Origin of the sequence: Polaribacter sp. (genome assembly GCF_036480315.1) — a bacterium.
Lineage (GTDB): Bacteria > Bacteroidota > Bacteroidia > Flavobacteriales > Flavobacteriaceae > Polaribacter.
This window is the reverse complement of the sequence record NZ_JAZGGG010000066.1, coordinates 1-18,695: the sequence shown is the minus strand read 5'-3', so window position 1 is coordinate 18,695 and position 18,695 is coordinate 1. Positions and strand designations below refer to the sequence as shown.

16 protein-coding genes are annotated in these 18,695 nt (G+C 31.6%); 7 read left to right on the top strand and 9 right to left on the bottom strand.

Annotated features, from left to right (window positions below):
• Positions 1-14: 14 nt before the first annotated feature.
• The 8 genes from V3V28_RS13875 to V3V28_RS13840 form a co-directional block, all read right to left on the bottom strand.
• A complete protein-coding gene (locus tag V3V28_RS13875; protein WP_331365612.1) occupies positions 15-452 on the bottom strand; it encodes an adenylyltransferase/cytidyltransferase family protein in 438 nt (145 codons plus the stop codon).
• 4 nt (positions 453-456) lie between these two features.
• On the bottom strand, positions 457-882 hold the full coding sequence (locus V3V28_RS13870; protein ID WP_331365611.1) for an adenylyltransferase/cytidyltransferase family protein: 426 nt from the start codon (positions 880-882) through the stop codon (positions 457-459).
• A gap of 176 nt (positions 883-1,058) precedes the next feature.
• Complete coding sequence (locus tag V3V28_RS13865; RefSeq protein ID WP_331365610.1) at positions 1,059-1,883, bottom strand: energy transducer TonB; 825 nt, start codon at positions 1,881-1,883, stop codon at positions 1,059-1,061.
• Between the two features lies 1 nt (position 1,884).
• Entirely contained in the window at positions 1,885-2,277 is a 393-nt protein-coding gene (locus V3V28_RS13860) for an ExbD/TolR family protein (RefSeq protein ID WP_331365609.1), read from the bottom strand.
• Positions 2,278-2,279: 2 nt separating this feature from the next.
• On the bottom strand, positions 2,280-2,969 hold the full coding sequence (locus V3V28_RS13855; RefSeq protein ID WP_331365608.1) for a MotA/TolQ/ExbB proton channel family protein: 690 nt from the start codon (positions 2,967-2,969) through the stop codon (positions 2,280-2,282).
• A gap of 146 nt (positions 2,970-3,115) precedes the next feature.
• Positions 3,116-4,519 carry a sodium:proton antiporter NhaD gene (nhaD, locus tag V3V28_RS13850; protein WP_331365607.1) on the bottom strand — a complete coding sequence of 468 codons (1,404 nt, stop codon included), beginning with the start codon at positions 4,517-4,519 and terminating at the stop codon, positions 3,116-3,118.
• 16 nt (positions 4,520-4,535) lie between these two features.
• The gene (locus tag V3V28_RS13845; protein ID WP_331365606.1) at positions 4,536-5,768 is read right to left on the bottom strand and encodes a Glu/Leu/Phe/Val dehydrogenase dimerization domain-containing protein; all 1,233 of its coding nucleotides are present in this window, start codon (positions 5,766-5,768) and stop codon (positions 4,536-4,538) included.
• A 177-nt stretch (positions 5,769-5,945) separates the two neighbouring features.
• Positions 5,946-7,007, bottom strand: coding sequence for an anhydro-N-acetylmuramic acid kinase (locus V3V28_RS13840; protein WP_331365605.1), 1,062 nt, complete (start codon positions 7,005-7,007; stop codon positions 5,946-5,948).
• An 89-nt stretch (positions 7,008-7,096) separates the two neighbouring features.
• Here V3V28_RS13840 and V3V28_RS13835 point away from each other — a divergent pair, with 89 nt between their 5' ends.
• A complete protein-coding gene (locus V3V28_RS13835) occupies positions 7,097-8,239 on the top strand; it encodes an acyl-CoA dehydrogenase (RefSeq protein ID WP_331365604.1) in 1,143 nt (380 codons plus the stop codon).
• A 163-nt stretch (positions 8,240-8,402) separates the two neighbouring features.
• Here V3V28_RS13835 and V3V28_RS13830 read toward each other — a convergent pair whose 3' ends face one another.
• Positions 8,403-9,185: a tRNA pseudouridine(38-40) synthase TruA gene (locus tag V3V28_RS13830; RefSeq protein WP_331365603.1), complete on the bottom strand. Its 783-nt coding sequence runs from the start codon at positions 9,183-9,185 to the stop codon at positions 8,403-8,405.
• Positions 9,186-9,454: 269 nt separating this feature from the next.
• On the opposite strand from V3V28_RS13830, the gene V3V28_RS13825 reads away from it, so the two are divergent.
• The 6 genes from V3V28_RS13825 (at position 9,455) to V3V28_RS14700 (ending at position 18,523) form a co-directional block, all read left to right on the top strand.
• On the top strand, positions 9,455-10,435 hold the full coding sequence (locus V3V28_RS13825; RefSeq protein WP_331365602.1) for an outer membrane beta-barrel protein: 981 nt from the start codon (positions 9,455-9,457) through the stop codon (positions 10,433-10,435).
• A gap of 73 nt (positions 10,436-10,508) precedes the next feature.
• Entirely contained in the window at positions 10,509-10,859 is a 351-nt protein-coding gene (locus tag V3V28_RS13820; protein WP_331365601.1) for a P-II family nitrogen regulator, read from the top strand.
• A gap of 6 nt (positions 10,860-10,865) precedes the next feature.
• Positions 10,866-12,092: an ammonium transporter gene (locus V3V28_RS13815; RefSeq protein ID WP_331365600.1), complete on the top strand. Its 1,227-nt coding sequence runs from the start codon at positions 10,866-10,868 to the stop codon at positions 12,090-12,092.
• A 212-nt stretch (positions 12,093-12,304) separates the two neighbouring features.
• Entirely contained in the window at positions 12,305-16,816 is a 4,512-nt protein-coding gene (gene gltB / locus V3V28_RS13810) for a glutamate synthase large subunit (protein WP_331365599.1), read from the top strand.
• Between the two features lie 4 nt (positions 16,817-16,820).
• Entirely contained in the window at positions 16,821-18,284 is a 1,464-nt protein-coding gene (locus V3V28_RS13805) for a glutamate synthase subunit beta (protein ID WP_331365598.1), read from the top strand.
• A gap of 98 nt (positions 18,285-18,382) precedes the next feature.
• A complete protein-coding gene (locus V3V28_RS14700; RefSeq protein WP_442957532.1) occupies positions 18,383-18,523 on the top strand; it encodes a transposase in 141 nt (46 codons plus the stop codon).
• Positions 18,524-18,695: the final 172 nt, after the last annotated feature.

The window sequence follows — 18,695 nt, the reverse complement described above, 5'->3', positions numbered from 1 at the left end:
TTGTGAATCTTATTTTAAAGTTTTTTTTCTTTTATAATTAAATTTTCCTTTTCTTGAACCTCTCTCCTCAAACCACTGCTAGAAAAACGATGTTCTCTTTTATTAAAATATAAATCCACACCTTTATCTTCACAATATTTTCTACCCGTAAATTTCTTACTGACATATTCATCTCCAATAATTCTAACATCAATTTTAAAAGAACGTAAAATATCTTCTAAATCTTGCTCTGTAGCATAAGGTATAATTTCATCCACAAACCTACACCCTTTTAACTGAATGTAACGTTCCACTACAGATTGTACTGGCATATTTTTCTCTGGACGATCTATAGTAGGGTTTGTTTGTAAACCACAAATTAAATAATCACACTCTTGTTTTGCTTCTTCTAACATCTTAACGTGACCCGCATGAAATAAATCAAACGAACTAAAAGTTATACCTACTCTCATATTCTTACTCTTTATTTAATAACCAAGATGATGATTGTATTTTATCGCCAAGACCATCTATTAATTGAATTTTTAATTCTTTACATACTGGAGCTTCTGGAATTGAGTTATTATCTTGATCACCACCGTTTGCAAATCCTAATTGATATTCTTCATCATATGTTTCGAAAACAGTACGAATCGACTCACAAACAGTTCTATCTTTATCAACTGAAATCATTGCTCTATCTACAGCTTTAATATTCTGTACAATAAACAATCGTTCTTCTTCTTTTTGAAACTCTTTAGATCCTTTTAATTCTCTTTGAAAATCGCTATTAACAATTACAAATAGTTCATCTGCTAATGCTTTTGCGTTATTAAAATACTCTAAATGTCCTTTATGAATTGGGTTAAAGTACCCAGAAACTATAATTACTTTTTTCTTCATTATGTGTGTATTCTTTTTTTTTTAATAAATACTAATTATTATAATACAAATATCTAACAGTATTTTTTGAATAAAAGCTCAACTATCTATGAAGAGCAAATTAGATTAGTTGATTCGCTAAACACTTACGCTCAACCTACAAGTTATAAAAGTAAGAGGTTTCTTAAGAAGGTTGATTATTTTGACAAAGTAAACTTATAAATAATAGTTCCTGTTTGAACTTTAGGCGCATCTTTATCTGAATTCCATTTTGTTTTTAAAGCCGCTTCTTTTGCTGGCTTAAACAAGCAAGGTGCGGAATTTGTAGTTCCTTTTACCCCAGGAGTAGCTCTAATTACTCTTCCGTTCTTATCAACCGTAATTCTAACAACTACTATACCTTCTTCTTGACAATCTGGTTGTTCTTTAGGTTTAGATAATGCTTTTCTTCCTGCTAGATTATAATTTCCTCCAGAACCATTTCCTGTATTTCCATAATACTTATTAGAAGTAGGATCGCCATCTTTTTCACCCTTTACACCTTCAACCTCATCATCTCCTTCACCTTTTGGTTTACCATCTGAAGAATTTCCATTTAAAAGTTTATTCAATGCATCTTGATTTTCTTTAGATGGCTTTGGCTTCACTTTTGGTTTTACTTCTTCTTTAACAACTTCTTTTATTGGCTCTTTCTTTTCTTCTTTTACTTTTTCTACAACAGGAACATCTTTAGAAGTATCATTTGTAATAATTTCTTCTTTGATAATTTCTTTAGGTGTTTCTTTTACCTCTTCTACAACTTCTTCTTTTTTTACAACTTCTTTTGAAGCTGCCTTTTTTGATGTTACAACTGGTTTTCCGCTACCAACATTTGAGTCACCAAAATTTATTGTCAAACCATATTCTTCTGGAGGATCTAAATATTGCATTCCGTAATTAAAAATACCGAAGATTAAAAGCAACAGAATAAGCGCAGTAATTACTGCTGATTTACGTTTATGTTTGGTATCTAGAACTGGCATTTTATTTACCTTTTACAGCTAAAATCATTTTTAATTTATTCTTATTTGCAATATCAATAACTTTCATAACATTTTTATAAGGCGCATCTTTATCACCTCTAATAATAATAGTTTTCTTCTTATCTGTACCAACTTCTTTTAAAATTTCACTTTCTAAATTAGCTGAACTAACTTTTGTTTTATTAATATAAAAAAGCGATTTATTTGTAATTGAAATTGCAACAGATTTACTGTTTTCAGTTTTTCCACCAGCTTTTGGTAATAAAACATCAATAGCACTTACAGTAACTAATGTTGAAGTAAGCATAAAAAATATCAACAATAAAAAAACAATATCTGTCATGGATGACATATTGAATGTTGGGTCTACTTTATTTCTTCCACGTAAGTTCATATTTATACTGGTTCGTTTAACAAATCTAAGAACTCAACAGATTTAGCTTCCATTTGATATACAACTTTATCCGTTCTAACCACTAAATGGTTATAGGTTATGTAAGCAATAATACCTACAATTAACCCCGCAACTGTTGTTGTCATAGCAGTATACAAACCATCTGAAAGTAATTTTATATCAATCTGACCACCAGCGTTTGCTATTTCGTGAATTGCAACAATCATTCCAATAACAGTTCCTAAAAAACCAATCATTGGTGCTGCGCCAGCAATAGTTGCTAAAACACTTACATTTCTTTCAAGTTGATAAACTTCTAACTTACCTGCAGTTTCAATAGCAGTATTTATGTCGTCTAAAGGTTTTCCTATTCTTGAGATTCCTTTACCAATCAAACGTGCCGTTGGTGTATTTTTACTTTTGCAAAGCGCGTCTGCAGATTCTAATTTCCCATTAGAAACATATTCTCTAATTTTATCCATAAAGTTTTTATCTACTTTAGAAGCTGCTTTTATGGCGAAGAATCGCTCAAAATAAATATACAAACCAACAGTTAATAACACAAAGAGGATTGCTATTATTATTTGCCCTCCTAAACCTCCATCCATAATTAATTTATAGATTGATAATGTTTTTTCTTCGGAAACTGCTTCTTCTAACAATTCTTTATTTTCTTGGAAAAATGACAACATTTATTATTATTTTTTAGTTCTTACCTACTAACGACTTTTATTTTTTAAAATTGTTTTAAAAATTAAAGAATCAATTTTTCTTAATATCAAAAAAAATGCCATTCTGTAATTTTACAAAATGACATTTTAAATTTATTTTATTTCTTTTAGACAAATGATCTAATTATTACAAAAGCTAATGAACCTACTAAAAAACCAATTAGTGCTAACCAAGATATTTTCTTAATATACCAGAAAAAATCTATTTTCTCCATCCCCATTGCAACTACACCTGCTGCAGAACCAATAATTAACATAGAACCTCCTGTACCAGCAGAAAAAGCAATAAAGTGCCATAAAGGATTATCTAACCCTTCAGAAAACATTCCTAAACTTGCTGCCACTAGTGGTACATTATCAATAACTGCAGAACCGATTCCTAATAAAATCACTACTAAATCAGAAACAACTGTTCCATCTAACTCTGAACCAATTAATGGAATCCCTTGTTTTAAACTATCTGCAAAGTTAAATAAAATCCCTAAAGACTCTAAAGCTGCTACTGCCATTAAAATTCCCAAGAAAAATAAAATACTTGGCATTTCAATTTTAGATAATGATGCATGAACTGGACTATGATGTGCTTCTGAAGCATGTTCTTCTGCCTCTTCTCCTTCTATACTAGAAATAGAAAATTTAGAATTACTATAAATTTCCGCAAATGTAGCTACAATCCCTAAAGACAACATCATACCCACATAAGGTGGTAAATGCGTAACTGTCTTAAAAACAGGTACAAATAAAATTGCTCCTAAACCTAAATACAGCATTCTTGCACTGTGTTGGCTTTTTGGTTTTTCAACTTCATTTTCATCAAAATCTATTTCACCTTTAAATGCAGGTAAAAAAGTTGCAATGAAAGTTGGTACAACCATACATAACAATGAAGGAATAAATAAATAAGTAAATAACATTCCTGTACTTACTTTATCTCCAATCCAAAGCATTGTGGTTGTTACATCTCCAATTGGAGAAAAAGCTCCACCTGCATTTGCAGCTATAATAATCATACCTGCAAACCAAATTCTATCATCTCTTGTTTTAACAATTTTTTGTAAGATTGAAATCAATACAATAGTTGCTGTTAAGTTATCGATAATTGCAGATAAAATAAATGCTAAAATTGAAAACATCCACAAAAGTTTCTTTTTACCCTTAAAGTTTACATACCCTTTAATAGTAGAAAAACCATCGAAATAATCTATAATTTCAACAATAGTCATTGCTCCTAAAAGGAAAACTAAAATTTCTGCAGTTTTTCCTAAATGATGTAATAACGTTTCTTCAACTAAATGTAACTTATCATCATGCGCCATTGATGCAAAACCATCAACTAAACCATGATTAGCGGAATCAAACCAATTAGAAAAATTATCAACTCCAAGAGATACCAAAGCCCAACAAACTGCCATCATAATTAAGGCAGGAATTAATTTATCTAATTTTAAATTATGCTCTAGTGTAATGGCTAGATACCCCATTACAAATACAATAATAATTACTGATTCCATTTTTAGTAAGTTTAGTTTATATTAATTGTTTTAATGCTATTTCAAATGCTGTTGAACAAATTTTAGTTTTTGACGCACTTTTATTAAATGTTTTCTGCAAAGCCTTTTTAATGATATTTGAAGTATCATCAAAAATTGCTTTGTCTTGCATTGGTAATTCTACTCTTGCTTCCATTAAATATGCAAAAACTCTAGCAATACCACAGTTAGAAATAAAATCTGGTAACAAACTTAAATGTTTATCTGTATATTCCATAATTGGGCCAAAGAAAATCTCTTTGTCTGCAAAAGGAACATTTGCTCCTGGAGAAATTACCTCTAAACCAGTATCAATCATTTGCTGAACTTGGCTTTGAGAAACTAACCTTGATGCAGCTGCAGGAATAAAAATTTCAGCAGGTAAACTCCATACTTTTTGATTGATTTCATCAAAAGGAATCATATTTTCTGAAACTAATTTATTACCGTCTTTAGACAAAAATAAAGCTGTCATTTCTTCCATAGAAAATCCTTCCTCATTAATTACACCACCATCTCTATCTATAATTCCAACAACTTTAGCACCTAATTGTGTTAAATAATAAGCTGCTGCGGAACCTACGTTTCCAAAACCTTGTACGATTGCTCGTTTTCCTTCAATTTTCCCTCCGTAAATATCGTAATAATGCTTTACCGCTTCAGCAACACCGTAACCAGTTAACATATCTGCAACTGTATATTTTCTTAATAAATCTGGCGAAAACTGTTTGTCTTCAAGTACTTTTATAACTCCTAGACGTAATTGTCCGATTCTATTAATTTTATCTGCTTCAGATGGTTTAAAATGTCCATTAAAAATTCCTTCTTGCGGATGCCAAACACCACAATCTTCTGTAATAGGAATTACATCTTTATCTGCATCCACATTTAAATCTCCTCCAGTTCCATAATAATGTTTTAACAAAGGTGTAACCGCTTTATACCAGCGTTCTAAAACACCTCTTTTTCTTGGATCATTTGGGTCGAAATTAATTCCTGATTTTGCACCACCAATTGCGGGTCCAGAAACGGTAAACTTCACTTCCATTGTTTTAGCTAAAGATAAAACCTCATTTTTATCCAAACCTTTTCTCATTCTTGTTCCACCACCTGCTGCTCCACCTCTCAATGAGTTTATAACTGTCCAACCTTCTGCATTCGTTTCTTGGTCTTTCCAATGAAAAACGATTTCTGGTTGCTTATTCTCGTATTTTTTAAGTAATTCTTTCATTTCTTTATTTAATGGTATTCAACTTTTAGTTTAATTTTTTTCTTACAATTTTCCGAGTTATTATATCTTTAAAAAGTTAAAGTTGATTCATAATTATAAAATAATTTTAATTAGTTTAAATTAATTCTAACAAACTTACTGTAAAAAAGTGATTGTTCAAATTATTTATTTTAATAATTATTTAGGCATAAAAATAACACCTGAAGAGTGATTCTCTCTTGCGCCGGTTACCGATTTTAAACAATTAACCTGATTATCAATACGTAACAGCCCTAAAAGAGCAAAAATTAATGCTTCTTTAAAATTAATTATTTTTGCTGAAGGAATAATTAAGGTTGTTTTTTTCTTTTGTTTAATTTTTGAAATCAAATAATCGTTAAATGCACCACCACCTGTAACCAAAATTTTTGCGTTTTTTGGCAGTTCATTTGCAACTGCCCAAGCTATATGATCTGTAAATGTTCTTAACAAATCTTCTGGTTTTTGATTTGATGATTCTAACCTTGGGAAAATTTCTTTTTTAACCCATTCTAAACCTAAAGATTTTGGCGGTTTCTCTTTATAATAAGACAATAAACGCAAATCAGACTCCAAAGCCATTAAAAATATTCCGTTAGATGCAATTTTTCCTTTATCATCATACTCAAAACCTAATTGTTCTGCATATTTATTCAACACAATATTTACAGGACAGATATCATAAGCAATTCTTTCATTTCCTTTTTGGAAAGAAACGTTTGCAAAGCCACCAAGGTTTAAACAGTAATCATATTCAGAAAATAACAACTCATCACCAACTGGAACTAAAGGTGCTCCTTGGCCGCCTAATTTTACATCTTGAGTTCTAAAATCGCAAACTATTTTTTGCTTTGTTATATCTGCAATAATTTGCCCATCACCAACTTGAAGCGTAATTCCTTTTTCTGGTTGATGCAAAACAGTATGCCCATGAGAAGCAATAAAATTGATATTATCAATATTAAATGTATTAATAAAATTATTTATTATTCCTCCTAATAATCTTCCATAGTCAAAATCTAATTTTTTTAATTCTTTATCAGAAAATGAAATTGCATTTTGAAGTTTATTTTTCCATTCATCAGAATAAGAAACCGTTTCTGATGCTAAAATATCAAAATCTGAAAGTTTTTTTTTATCAAATTTCACATACACTAAATCTAAACCGTCCAAAGAAGTTCCAGACATAACTCCTATTGCAAAAACTTCATTTTCAATCATATCTGTAAAAATAATAAATCATCACCTAAAATACGTTACGAAATCTATATATTTGTACTCGAATATTACGAATAAAATAAAAATACAAAATGGATTTTAGCCTAACAGAAGAACACATCATGATACGTGATGCTGCAAGAGATTTTGCACAAAACGAGTTATTACCTGGCGTAATAGAAAGAGACAACAAGCAAGAATTCCCACAAGAATTAGTTAAAAAAATGGGGGATTTGGGCTTTTTAGGAATTATGGTAGACCCAAAATACGGAGGAAGTGGAATGGACGCTATTTCTTATGTATTAATTATGGAAGAATTATCAAAAATTGATGCTTCTGCTTCCGTAATTGTTTCTGTAAACAACTCTTTAGTTTGTTATGGTTTAGAATCTTATGCAAACGAAGAACAAAAACAAAAATATTTAACAAAATTAGCTACAGGAGAATTTGTTGGTGCATTTTGTTTAAGTGAGCCAGAGGCAGGCTCAGACGCAACTTCACAAGCAACTACTGCAGAAGACAAAGGAGATCATTATGTAATTAATGGTACAAAAAACTGGATTACAAGTGGTGGCCGTGCAGATGTTTATTTAGTAATTGCACAAACAGACAGAGAAAAAGGACATAGAGGAATCAATGCTTTTATTGTCGAAAAAGGAACTGAAGGTTTTCATGTTGGCCCTAAAGAAGATAAATTAGGAATTCGTGGTTCAGACACACATACTTTACAATTTAACGATGTAAAAGTACCAAAAGAGAACAGAATTGGTGAAGATGGTTTCGGATTCAAATTCGCTATGAAAACACTCTCTGGAGGTAGAATTGGTATAGCTGCACAAGCTTTAGGTATTGCTGCAGGTGCTTATGAATTGGCTTTAAAATATTCTAAAGAGCGTAAAGCTTTTGGAACTGAAATTTGCAATCATCAAGCAATTGCCTTCAAATTAGCAGACATGCACACAGAAATCGAAGCTGCAAGAATGTTAGTTATGAGAGCCGCTTGGGACAAAGACCAAGGCAATAATTACGACATGTCTTCTGCAATGGCAAAATTATATGCCTCGAAAGTTGCAATGGAACACACTGTAGAAGCTGTTCAGATTCACGGAGGAAACGGTTTTGTAAAAGACTACCATGTAGAACGCCTAATGCGTGATGCGAAAATTACGCAGATTTACGAAGGAACTTCAGAAATTCAGAAAATTGTAATTTCTAGAGGAATTATCAAAGGATAAATTTAACCTTATATATAGTATTCAAAAATCCATCTTTTAAAAAGATGGATTTTTCTTTTGGGCGTGTTTTTGTGAAAAACAAAAACCGCGCTTTCCACTATATCTTTTTTTCATACTTCAAAAAAGGATGTCACTTCAATCGCTCACGCAAGCTTATTTAAAACTATAGTTCAAGCTCAATATCAAATAATTGCAAACCAGAAGAAGGTGCAATATTTCGCAGGAATTTTCTATCATTATCTTCTTTTAAATAATCTTCTATAAATTGCAAACCTAAATTTCCTTTACCAACTTCAAACAAAGTAGCCATCATTAATCGAATTTGATATCTCAAAAACCCTTTTCCTTTTACCTTTAATATATAAGACGTTTCAGGAAAGAAGTTAGCAGTTAAAATATCATTTTCTACAATTTCACAAGAATCAATAATTCTTTTAAAAATTGTTTGCTCGCTTGGTTTGGTGCAATATTTATGAAAATAATGCTCGCCTTCAAACAACTTTGCAGCAGTTTTCATTAATTCAATATTCAGGATTTCATCAATATTTACAATAAAAGGCGCAGCAAAAGGATGATTCTTATCACCAAAAGAGAAGTAATAATGATACTCTTTAACTTTAGAAGACTGTATAATATTAAAACTAGTGGCAACTTTTTGAACCGAAACCGCTCTAAAATCAGGCGAAAAGTTAGAATTCAATGACTTTAAGAACTCTTTTTCTTCAATTTCAGAATCTATAAACAATTGTAAGTAGTAAGAATTGGCAGAAACCTTTGCATCTGTTCTACCCACACCAATTGTTTTAAAGTTAAAGTCCTCAAAAACAAAAGACAACGACTTATCAACCATATCATGCAATGTCTTTGCATTGGTCTGTTTTTGCCATCCAGAAAAACGAAAACCTAAAAATTGCAAACAAACTATATAAGAAAATGAGTATTTCATAATGCAAAAGTACAATAATTACATTTTTTTTTACAAAACATGCATTTTTATGAATATCACAAAATTTCATCACACTTATTTAACAACCCTATAATTATAACCCTTAATAAGAATAAAAATAAACATATCTTAAAATATACCTATATTTTTTGACGGTTAAAATTCAGTATATATTGTTTTTAAGAAACACACCCCAAAAAATTAAAACAAAAAATATACATTTGCCACGTTCAATTAAAATAAAAACAAAACTTAAAAGAACTAACATTATGAAAAAAATCATTTTTACTTTATTATTAGTAAGTAGTTTAATAATAACTGGTCAGGAAAAAGAAGACAAAGGAACTTTCACATTAAGTGGAACAGTAGACGTATATCACAGTAGTAATCTTAAAATCGGATCTTTAGGTTCTGTTGGAGTTTTATCTGATGTACCTGCAAACGGTTTTGGTTTAGGTATGGTAAACACCGTTTTTTCTTACGAAAAAGGAAAAGCAGGAGTTGTAGCTGATTTAGCTTATGGTCCAAGAGCAAATGCAGCAAATGCATACAACGGGGCTATCAACCAATTATATGCTTATTATTATGCAACTGATAAGTTAAAAATAACTTTAGGACAATTTAATACATTTTATGGTTATGAGGTGATTTCTCCCGCAGGAAACTTCAATTACTCTGTATCTTATTTATTTAATGCAGGTCCTTTTTCACATACAGGGTTAAAACTTGATTATGCAGCATCTGAAGATTTATCTTTTATGCTTGCGGTTACAAATCCACATGGAATTACAGCTGGTGCAAACACAACAAGCGATTATCAATTAGGTTTTCAAACTGGTTATAAAGATCAATACTTCAACCTTGCCTATGGTGCAGATGGTTTTGGATTTACAGATGTTTTATATTTAGACTATACAGGTGGATTCGATTTATCAGGTTCTTTCTTTTTAGGAATTAATGCAGGGTACGCTAACTCAAGTGATGCAGATTCTGGCTACCAAGGTGTAGCTTTATATTTACAAAACACATTCTCTGACACTTTCTCATTAGGATTAAGGACAGAATTTTACACAACAACTTCTGGAACTAGAAATACTAGTCAATCTGCTTACACTCTTACAGCTAATAAATCTTTAACTTCTAGCTTAAATTTAATTTCAGAAGTAAGATACGACACTTCTAATGACGTTACTTTCTTTGGAAAAGATAATGTTACAGGAGCAACTTTAGCTGCAGTTTACTCTTTCTAAAACTATTAAAACAAACCTACGAGGCTATAATACCCTCGTAGGTTAATATACAAACAAAATTAAATTATTTATAATGAAAAAAATCGAAGCGATTATAAGAAAATCAAAATTTCCTGCTGTTAAAGAAGCACTACTTCAAGTAGATGTAAACTTCTTCTCTTATTGGGATGTAACAGGTTTAGGTAATGAAAAAGAAGGTCATGTTTATAGAGGTGTTAGCTATAGTACAAGTGACATTCAACGTAGACATATTACAATAGTAGTTAATGATGATTTTGAACAAATTACCATAAACGCATTGCTAAAGTCTGCAGCTACTGGAGAAGTTGGTGATGGTAAAATTTTTGTATCAGATATTTCTGAAGTATACAGAATACGAACTGGGGAAAAAGGTGGTGAAACTTTAAAGAAAAAATCTAAATAAAAAAAAATGGAATTACTTACAACAAATAACGTATGGATGATGATCTGTACAGCTTTAGTTTTCTTTATGCACACAGGTTTTGCATTTTTAGAAATAGGTTTAACAAGACAAAAAAATACAATTAACATTTTATTTAAAAACATCTTTATCATTACTGTAGGTTTGCTACTTTATTATATTGGTGGTTTTAACTTAATGTACCCTGGTTTCGCAGAAGGTTCTGTAGGTATTATTGATTTTGCTGGTTTTGGTATTACTCCTCCAGAAAATGGAATGACAGCAGAATATGCAGAAGGTGGTTATACTTGGTGGACAGACTTCTTATTTCAAGGAATGTTTGCAGCTACAGCCGCAACAATAGTTTCTGGTGCAGTAGCAGAAAGAATGAAGATTGGACCATTTATGATTTTTACAATTATTTATGTTGGTTTAATATACCCAATTGCTGGTTCTTGGAAATGGGGTGGTGGATTTTTAGACCAAATAGGCTTCTATGATTTTGCTGGCTCTACATTAGTACACTCTGTTGGTGGATGGGCCGCTTTAGTTGCTGTATATCTTTTAGGCGCACGTATTGGTAAATTTAAAAAAGGTAAACCACAAGCAATTCCTGGTCATAATATACCATTAGCAACTGCTGGAGTTTTAATTCTTTGGTTAGGTTGGTTTGGTTTTAATGGTGGTTCAGTTTTATCTGCAGATCCAGAATTGACTTCTTTAACTTTAGTTACAACTTGTTTAGCTGCTGCTGCAGGTGGTGTTGTAGCTGCTTTAGTCTCTTTCATTAAATACAAGAATTTAGATTTAACAATGTTCTTAAACGGTATTTTAGGAGGGCTCGTTGGTATTACAGCTGGTGCAGATGTTATGACACCAGAAAGCGCTATTATTATTGGAGCAATTGCTGGAATATTAATTGTGTTTGCTGTTTCATTTGTAGATGCAATTAAATTGGATGACCCAGTAGGAGCAATTGCTGTACACTTAATTTGTGGTATTTGGGGAACATTAGCTGTAGGTATTTTCTCTACAAATCCAGAACACACATTCTTAATACAATTATTAGGGGTAGCATGTTATGCCGCATTCTGTATAGCGTCTTCTTTCATTATTATTTTTACACTTAAGAAGACTGTAGGAATTAGAGTAAGTGAAAAAGAAGAATTAGAAGGTTTAGATGCCCATGAACACGGTATGGATGCTTATCCAGATTTTCGTTTAAACGAGCATTAATCAATAAAAACACTTATTATTTTACCTGCAAATGATAAATTTGCAGGTTTTCCTATTTATTACCATTTTCTCAATATTAAATGCTTTAATTATTATTAGTGAATTATTTATAGCAAAATTTTGATTTCATCATAAAAATTATATTTCAACCTTGAAAACACTGACTTTTTCTCAATAAAAAATATAAATTAGCCAATATAATTCAATAGAACATGGAGAAACAAGGCTTATATTTACCCGAATTTGAACACGAAAATTGCGGTGCAGGATTTATCTGTAATTTAAATGGAGAGAAGACAAATCAAATTATACATGACGCCCTAGAAATACTAGTAAAACTAGAACATAGAGGTGGTGTTAGTTCAGACGGAAAGACAGGAGATGGAGCTGGTTTATTAATAGATATTCCTCATACATATTTTAACCGTGTTTGTAATTTTCAAATACCCGAACAAAGAGAATATGCAGTTGCTATGGTGTTTTTACCTAAAAACACAAATCAATATAATTTTTGTAAAACTACATTTGAAAACGAAATAAAAGAACAAGGACTTTCTATTTTAGGATGGAGAGAAGTACCAGTAGATTCTTCTCAATTAGGAGAAATTGCTTTAGCATCAGAACCAAATATAGAACAACTTTTTGTTGGAAAAACTGAATATATAGATGAAGCAACTTTTAAAGCGAAATTATATATCGCTCGTAAAGTAGCAGAACATGAAATTAGAAATTCTAAAGTTTCTGAAAGTAAATACTTTTATGTTTCTAGCACCTCTATAACAACCATTATCTATAAAGGTATTATTATGCCTGAAGATATTGGACCTTACTATAAAGATTTACAAGAAAAAGATTTAGTTACTCGTTTAGCTCTAGTTCATCAACGTTTTTCCACCAACACAATGCCAACTTGGGAATTAGCACAACCATTTAGACACATGTGCCAGAATGGGGAAATTAATACTTTACGTGGTAATGTAAGTAGAATGCGTGTTCGAGAAGAAATCATGAAAAGTGATGTTTTTGGGCCACAAATAGATAAATTATTTCCAATTATATTACCAGGGAAATCAGATTCTGCTTCTATGGACATGGTTGTTGAGTTATTAACTCACACCGGTCGTTCATTACCAGAAATTATGATGATGATGATACCTGAAGCTTGGGAAAAACATAAAACCATGTCTAAAGAGCGTAAAGCTTTTTATGAATACAATGGTTGTATAATGGAACCTTGGGATGGACCTGCATCTGTACCTTTTACAGACGGTGATTATATAGGAGCTTTATTAGATAGAAACGGTTTAAGACCATCTAGATATACAGTTACAAAAAGTGGAAGCTTAATTATGTCATCAGAAATTGGTGTTGTAGATGTTGCTCCAGAAGATGTAAAAGAACATGGTAGATTAGAACCAGGAAAAATGTTCTTGGTAGATATGAATGAAGGAAGAATCATTCAAGATGAAGAAATAAAAAGTAAAATTGTTTCAGAAAGACCTTATCAAGAATGGTTAGATAAAACGCGTTTACATTTAAAAGATGTTCCAGATACTAATGAAACTTGTCCAATAGAAACTATTGATGTTAAAACGCGTCAACGTTTATTTAATTATACTTTTGAAGACATTCAAGAAGTAATTACACCAATGGCAATTGTTGGTAAAGAAGCTTTAGGATCAATGGGTATTGACACTCCTTTAGCAGTATTATCTGATAGACCTCAATTAATTTCAAACTACTTTAAACAATTATTTGCACAAGTTACAAATCCACCTTTAGATGGTATTCGTGAAGAAATTGTTACAGATATAAGTTTATCTTTAGGGAAGGATAGAAATATTTTCAGCATTACAGAAAGACAGTGTAGAAAGTTAAAAATTCAGAATCCTGTTATTTCTAATGGTGATTTAGAAAAAATTAGAAATATAGATATTGATGGTTTCAAAGCTGAAACAATCGAGATTTTATATTCAAAAGACAAAGGTTTAAACGGTCTAGAAGACGCTTTAGATGCAATTATTATTAAGGTTGAAAAGGCATTAGAACGAAAAACAAATATTATTATTCTTTCTGATAGAGGCGTTAATCAAGAACTAGCACCTATTCCTGCTTTGTTAGCCTGTTCTTTTGTAAACCATCAATTAAATCGTTTAAGAAAACGTTCTTTTTTCGACATTATTATTGAATCGGCAGAACCTAGAGAACCACATCATTTTGCTACTTTATTTGGGTATGGCGCAAGTGCTATTAATCCTTATATGGTTAATGAAATCATTAGAACTCAAGTTAAAGAAGGTTTTATTACTGGTATGGATGAGCAAGGTGCTGTTGATAATTTCAACAAAGCTATCGGTAAAGGTGTTTTAAAAGTAATGAACAAAATAGGAATCTCTACATTACATTCTTATAGAGGTTCTCAAATTTTCGAAATTGTAGGTTTCAACTCTCAATTTGTAGAAAAATATTTCCCTTATACAGCTTCAAGAATTGAAGGTATTGGTTTATATGAAATTGAAAAAGAAATCGATCAACGTTACAAACAAGCATATCCAGATAATCAAATTGATAAAAATTTAGGTTTAAATGTTGGTGGAGATTATAGATGGAGAAGAAATGGAGAACGTCATTTATTTAACCCAACAACTGTTGCCAAATTACAACAAGCTGTTAGATTAAGTGATCAAGCAAGTTATGATGTATATGCGAAAGTAATTAACGAACAGTCAGAAAGTTTAATGACAATTCGTGGTTTGTTTCAATTTGACAACCTAGATCCAATTCCATTAGATGAAGTAGAACCTTGGACAGATATAGTAAAACGTTTTAAAACGGGTGCAATGTCTTATGGATCAATTTCTAGAGAAGCGCATGAAAATTTAGCAATAGCCATGAACAGAATTGGTGGTAAATCTAATTCTGGTGAAGGTGGAGAAGACAGAAAACGTTTTCAAAAAGACATAAATGGAGATAGTAGAAACTCTGCAATAAAACAAGTCGCATCAGGTCGATTTGGGGTTACTTCACACTATTTATCTAGTGCAAAAGAAATACAAATAAAAATGGCTCAAGGAGCTAAACCTGGTGAAGGTGGTCAATTACCTGGGTCAAAGGTTTTACCTTGGATTGCTGCAGCAAGAAACTCAACTCCTTTTGTAGGATTGATTTCTCCTCCTCCACATCACGATATTTATTCTATTGAAGATTTAGCACAATTAATTTACGATTTAAAAAATGCAAATCGTGAAGCAAGGATTAATGTAAAATTAGTTTCTGAAGTTGGAGTTGGTACAATTGCTGCTGGTGTAGCAAAAGCAAAAGCTGATGTTGTATTAATTGCTGGTTATGATGGTGGAACAGGAGCTTCTCCTTTAACATCTTTAAAACATGCGGGATTACCTTGGGAACTTGGTTTAGCTGAAGCACAACAAACGCTGGTTTTAAATAATTTAAGAAGTAGAATTGTTGTTGAATGTGACGGTCAGTTAAAAACAGGTAGAGATGTTGCAATTGCAGCATTATTAGGTGCAGAAGAATTTGGTTTCGCAACAGCTCCTTTAGTTGCTTCTGGTTGTATTATGATGCGAAAATGTCACTTAAACACCTGTCCTGTTGGTATTGCAACTCAAGATAAAGAATTACGTAAGAACTTTAAAGGAACACCAGAACACGTTATTAATTTCTTCTTTTATATTGCTGAAGAATTAAGAAGTATAATGGCTCAACTTGGTTTTAGAACTTTAAAAGAAATGGTTGGGCAAACGCATAAAATTAATTCTAACAAGGCAATAAAACATTATAAAGCAAAAGGTTTAGATTTATCTAGCATATTACACAGACCAGCTGCTTATAGTAAAATGCCAATTAGGAATACAGAAAAACAAGATCATAATTTAGAAAACGTTTTAGATTTCACTATATTAAAAGACTCACACAGAGCCTTATATAGAAAAGAAAAAATGAATTTAGCATACCCTATCAAAAACACAAACAGAACTGTTGGTGCAATTGTAAGTCATGAAATTTCAAAAATATATGGTCATTTAGGTTTACCAGAAGATACTTTAAACATCAATTTCACTGGTTCTGCAGGACAAAGTTTTGGAGCATTTGGTGCACATGGATTAACATTTACTTTAGATGGAAATACAAATGATTATTTAGGAAAAGGTTTATCCGGAGCAAAATTGATTATTAAAAAACCAGCAAAAGCAGACTTTCTAGCAGAAAACAATATCATTGTTGGTAATGTTTGTATGTTTGGTGCAGTAGCTGGTGAAGCATACATTAACGGAATTGCGGGTGAACGTTTTGCGGTTCGTAACTCTGGTGCAACTGCAGTTGTAGAAGGTGTTGGAGATCACTGTTGCGAATATATGACTGGAGGTAAAATAGTTGTTTTAGGAAAAACAGGACGAAATTTTGCTGCTGGAATGAGTGGTGGAATTGCTTATATCTATGATCCAGAGAAGAAATTTACAAACGGGCTTTGTAATACAGAAACTATAGAATTTGAAGAAATTTCTGAAGAAGTTGCTGCAGAATTAAAAGCAACTATAGAAAAACACGTTTTATATACTGATAGTAGAAAAGGTGCTGCTTTATTAGCAGGTTGGGATACCAGTTTAAAAAACTTTGTAAAAGTGATGCCGATTGAATACAAAAAAGCATTAAAACGTTTAAAAGCAGAAGAACCAATGTTTGAAGAATTAACAAAAGCATAATGTCATGGGAAAAGTAACAGGATTTAAAGAGTTTGAAAGACAAGATGAAACATACACTTCTGTAAAAGTTCGTGTAAAAAATTATAAAGAATTTACAGTTCCTCTTTCAGAAAAAGAACTTACCAAGCAAGGTTCTCGTTGTATGGATTGTGGAATTCCTTTTTGCCATAGTGGTTGTCCATTAGGTAACTTGATTCCAGATTTTAATCATATGGCACATCAAGGTGAATGGAAAAAAGCTTCATGGATATTACATTCTACAAACAATTTTCCAGAATTTACAGGAAGATTATGTCCTGCTCCATGTGAGCAAGCTTGTGTGTTAGGTATTATTGAAGATCCAGTATCAATTGAAAATATTGAAAAAAATATTGTAGAACGTGCTTTTAAAGAAGGGTGGATAAAACCACAACCTCCAAAGAACAGAACAGGAAAAAAAATTGCTATTATTGGTTCTGGGCCAGCAGGTTTAGCAACAGCACAACAACTAAACAGAGCTGGTCATACAGTTACAGTTTTCGAAAGAGATAATGAAGTTGGTGGTCTATTGCGTTACGGAATTCCTAACTTTAAATTAGAAAAAGGGATTATTGATAGAAGAATTACAATATTAGAAGCAGAAGGAATTATAATTAAAACAAATATTAATGTTGGTGTCAATTATGATGTAAAAGATTTAAAAGATTTTGATTCAATTGTTTTATGTGGTGGTGCTACAGAAAGACGTAGTTTACCAACTCCTGGTATTGATGCTGATGGTGTTGTACAAGCAATGGATTTCTTAACACAACAAACAAAAGTAGTATTTGGTAAAGAAGTAAAAGATCAAGTATTAGCTACAGATAAAGATGTTATTGTAATTGGTGGTGGAGATACAGGTTCAGATTGTATTGGTACTTCAAATAGACATGGAGCAAAATCTGTGGTTAATTTTGAAATTATGCCAAAACCTCCAGGACATCGTTCACCAACAACTCCTTGGCCTTTTTGGCCTTTGCAATTAAAAACTTCTTCTTCTCATAAAGAAGGTGTAGAACGTAATTGGTTAATAAACACAAAAGAATTTGTTAAAGATAAAAACGGAAAGTTAACTGCATTAAAAACAGTTAATGTAGAATGGAAAATGATTCCAGGTCAAAGACCTCAATTAATAGAAATTGCAGGCACAGAAAAAACGTGGCCTTGTGATTTAGCTTTATTAGCTCTTGGTTTTACAGGGCCAGAAAGTACTTTGGCTGATAAATTAGGTGTTGAAAGAGATGGGCGTTCTAACTATAAAGCAGCGTATGGTAAATACCAAACGAATGTACCAAACATATTTACTGCTGGAGATATGCGACGTGGACAATCACTAATTGTATGGGCAATTTCTGAAGGTAGAGAAGCAGCAAGACAAGTAGACGTTTATTTAATGGGTAAAACAGAATTACCTTCAAAAGATGTTTCTGGAGATTTAGTTGCTATATAAAACATAGTAAACTTATATATAAAGACAGTGTTACAAAATCTGTGGAAGTTTAAAAGTTTCAATACAATAGCTAGAATAATGTCAATACATTATAAAAAATACTCAACTACTTTGATAATAGAAGTACAAATGCTTCTGCTGAATATTTTAATGCCAAAATTAAAGCCTTTAGAGCACAATTTAGTGGCGTTAGAAATATAGAATTCTTTCTCTTTAGACTATCTAATATTTATGCCTAATCCTAAAAATTCCACAAGTTTATGACTTGATCCATTATATCCTAATATATAAATTATTTTCATAAAAAAAGCCTCAATTCGTAAAGAATTGAGGCTTATAAAATCTTAAATAAATAAGATTAAGAAAGGCGGCGACCTACTCTCCCACATAAATGCAGTACCATCGGCGCTA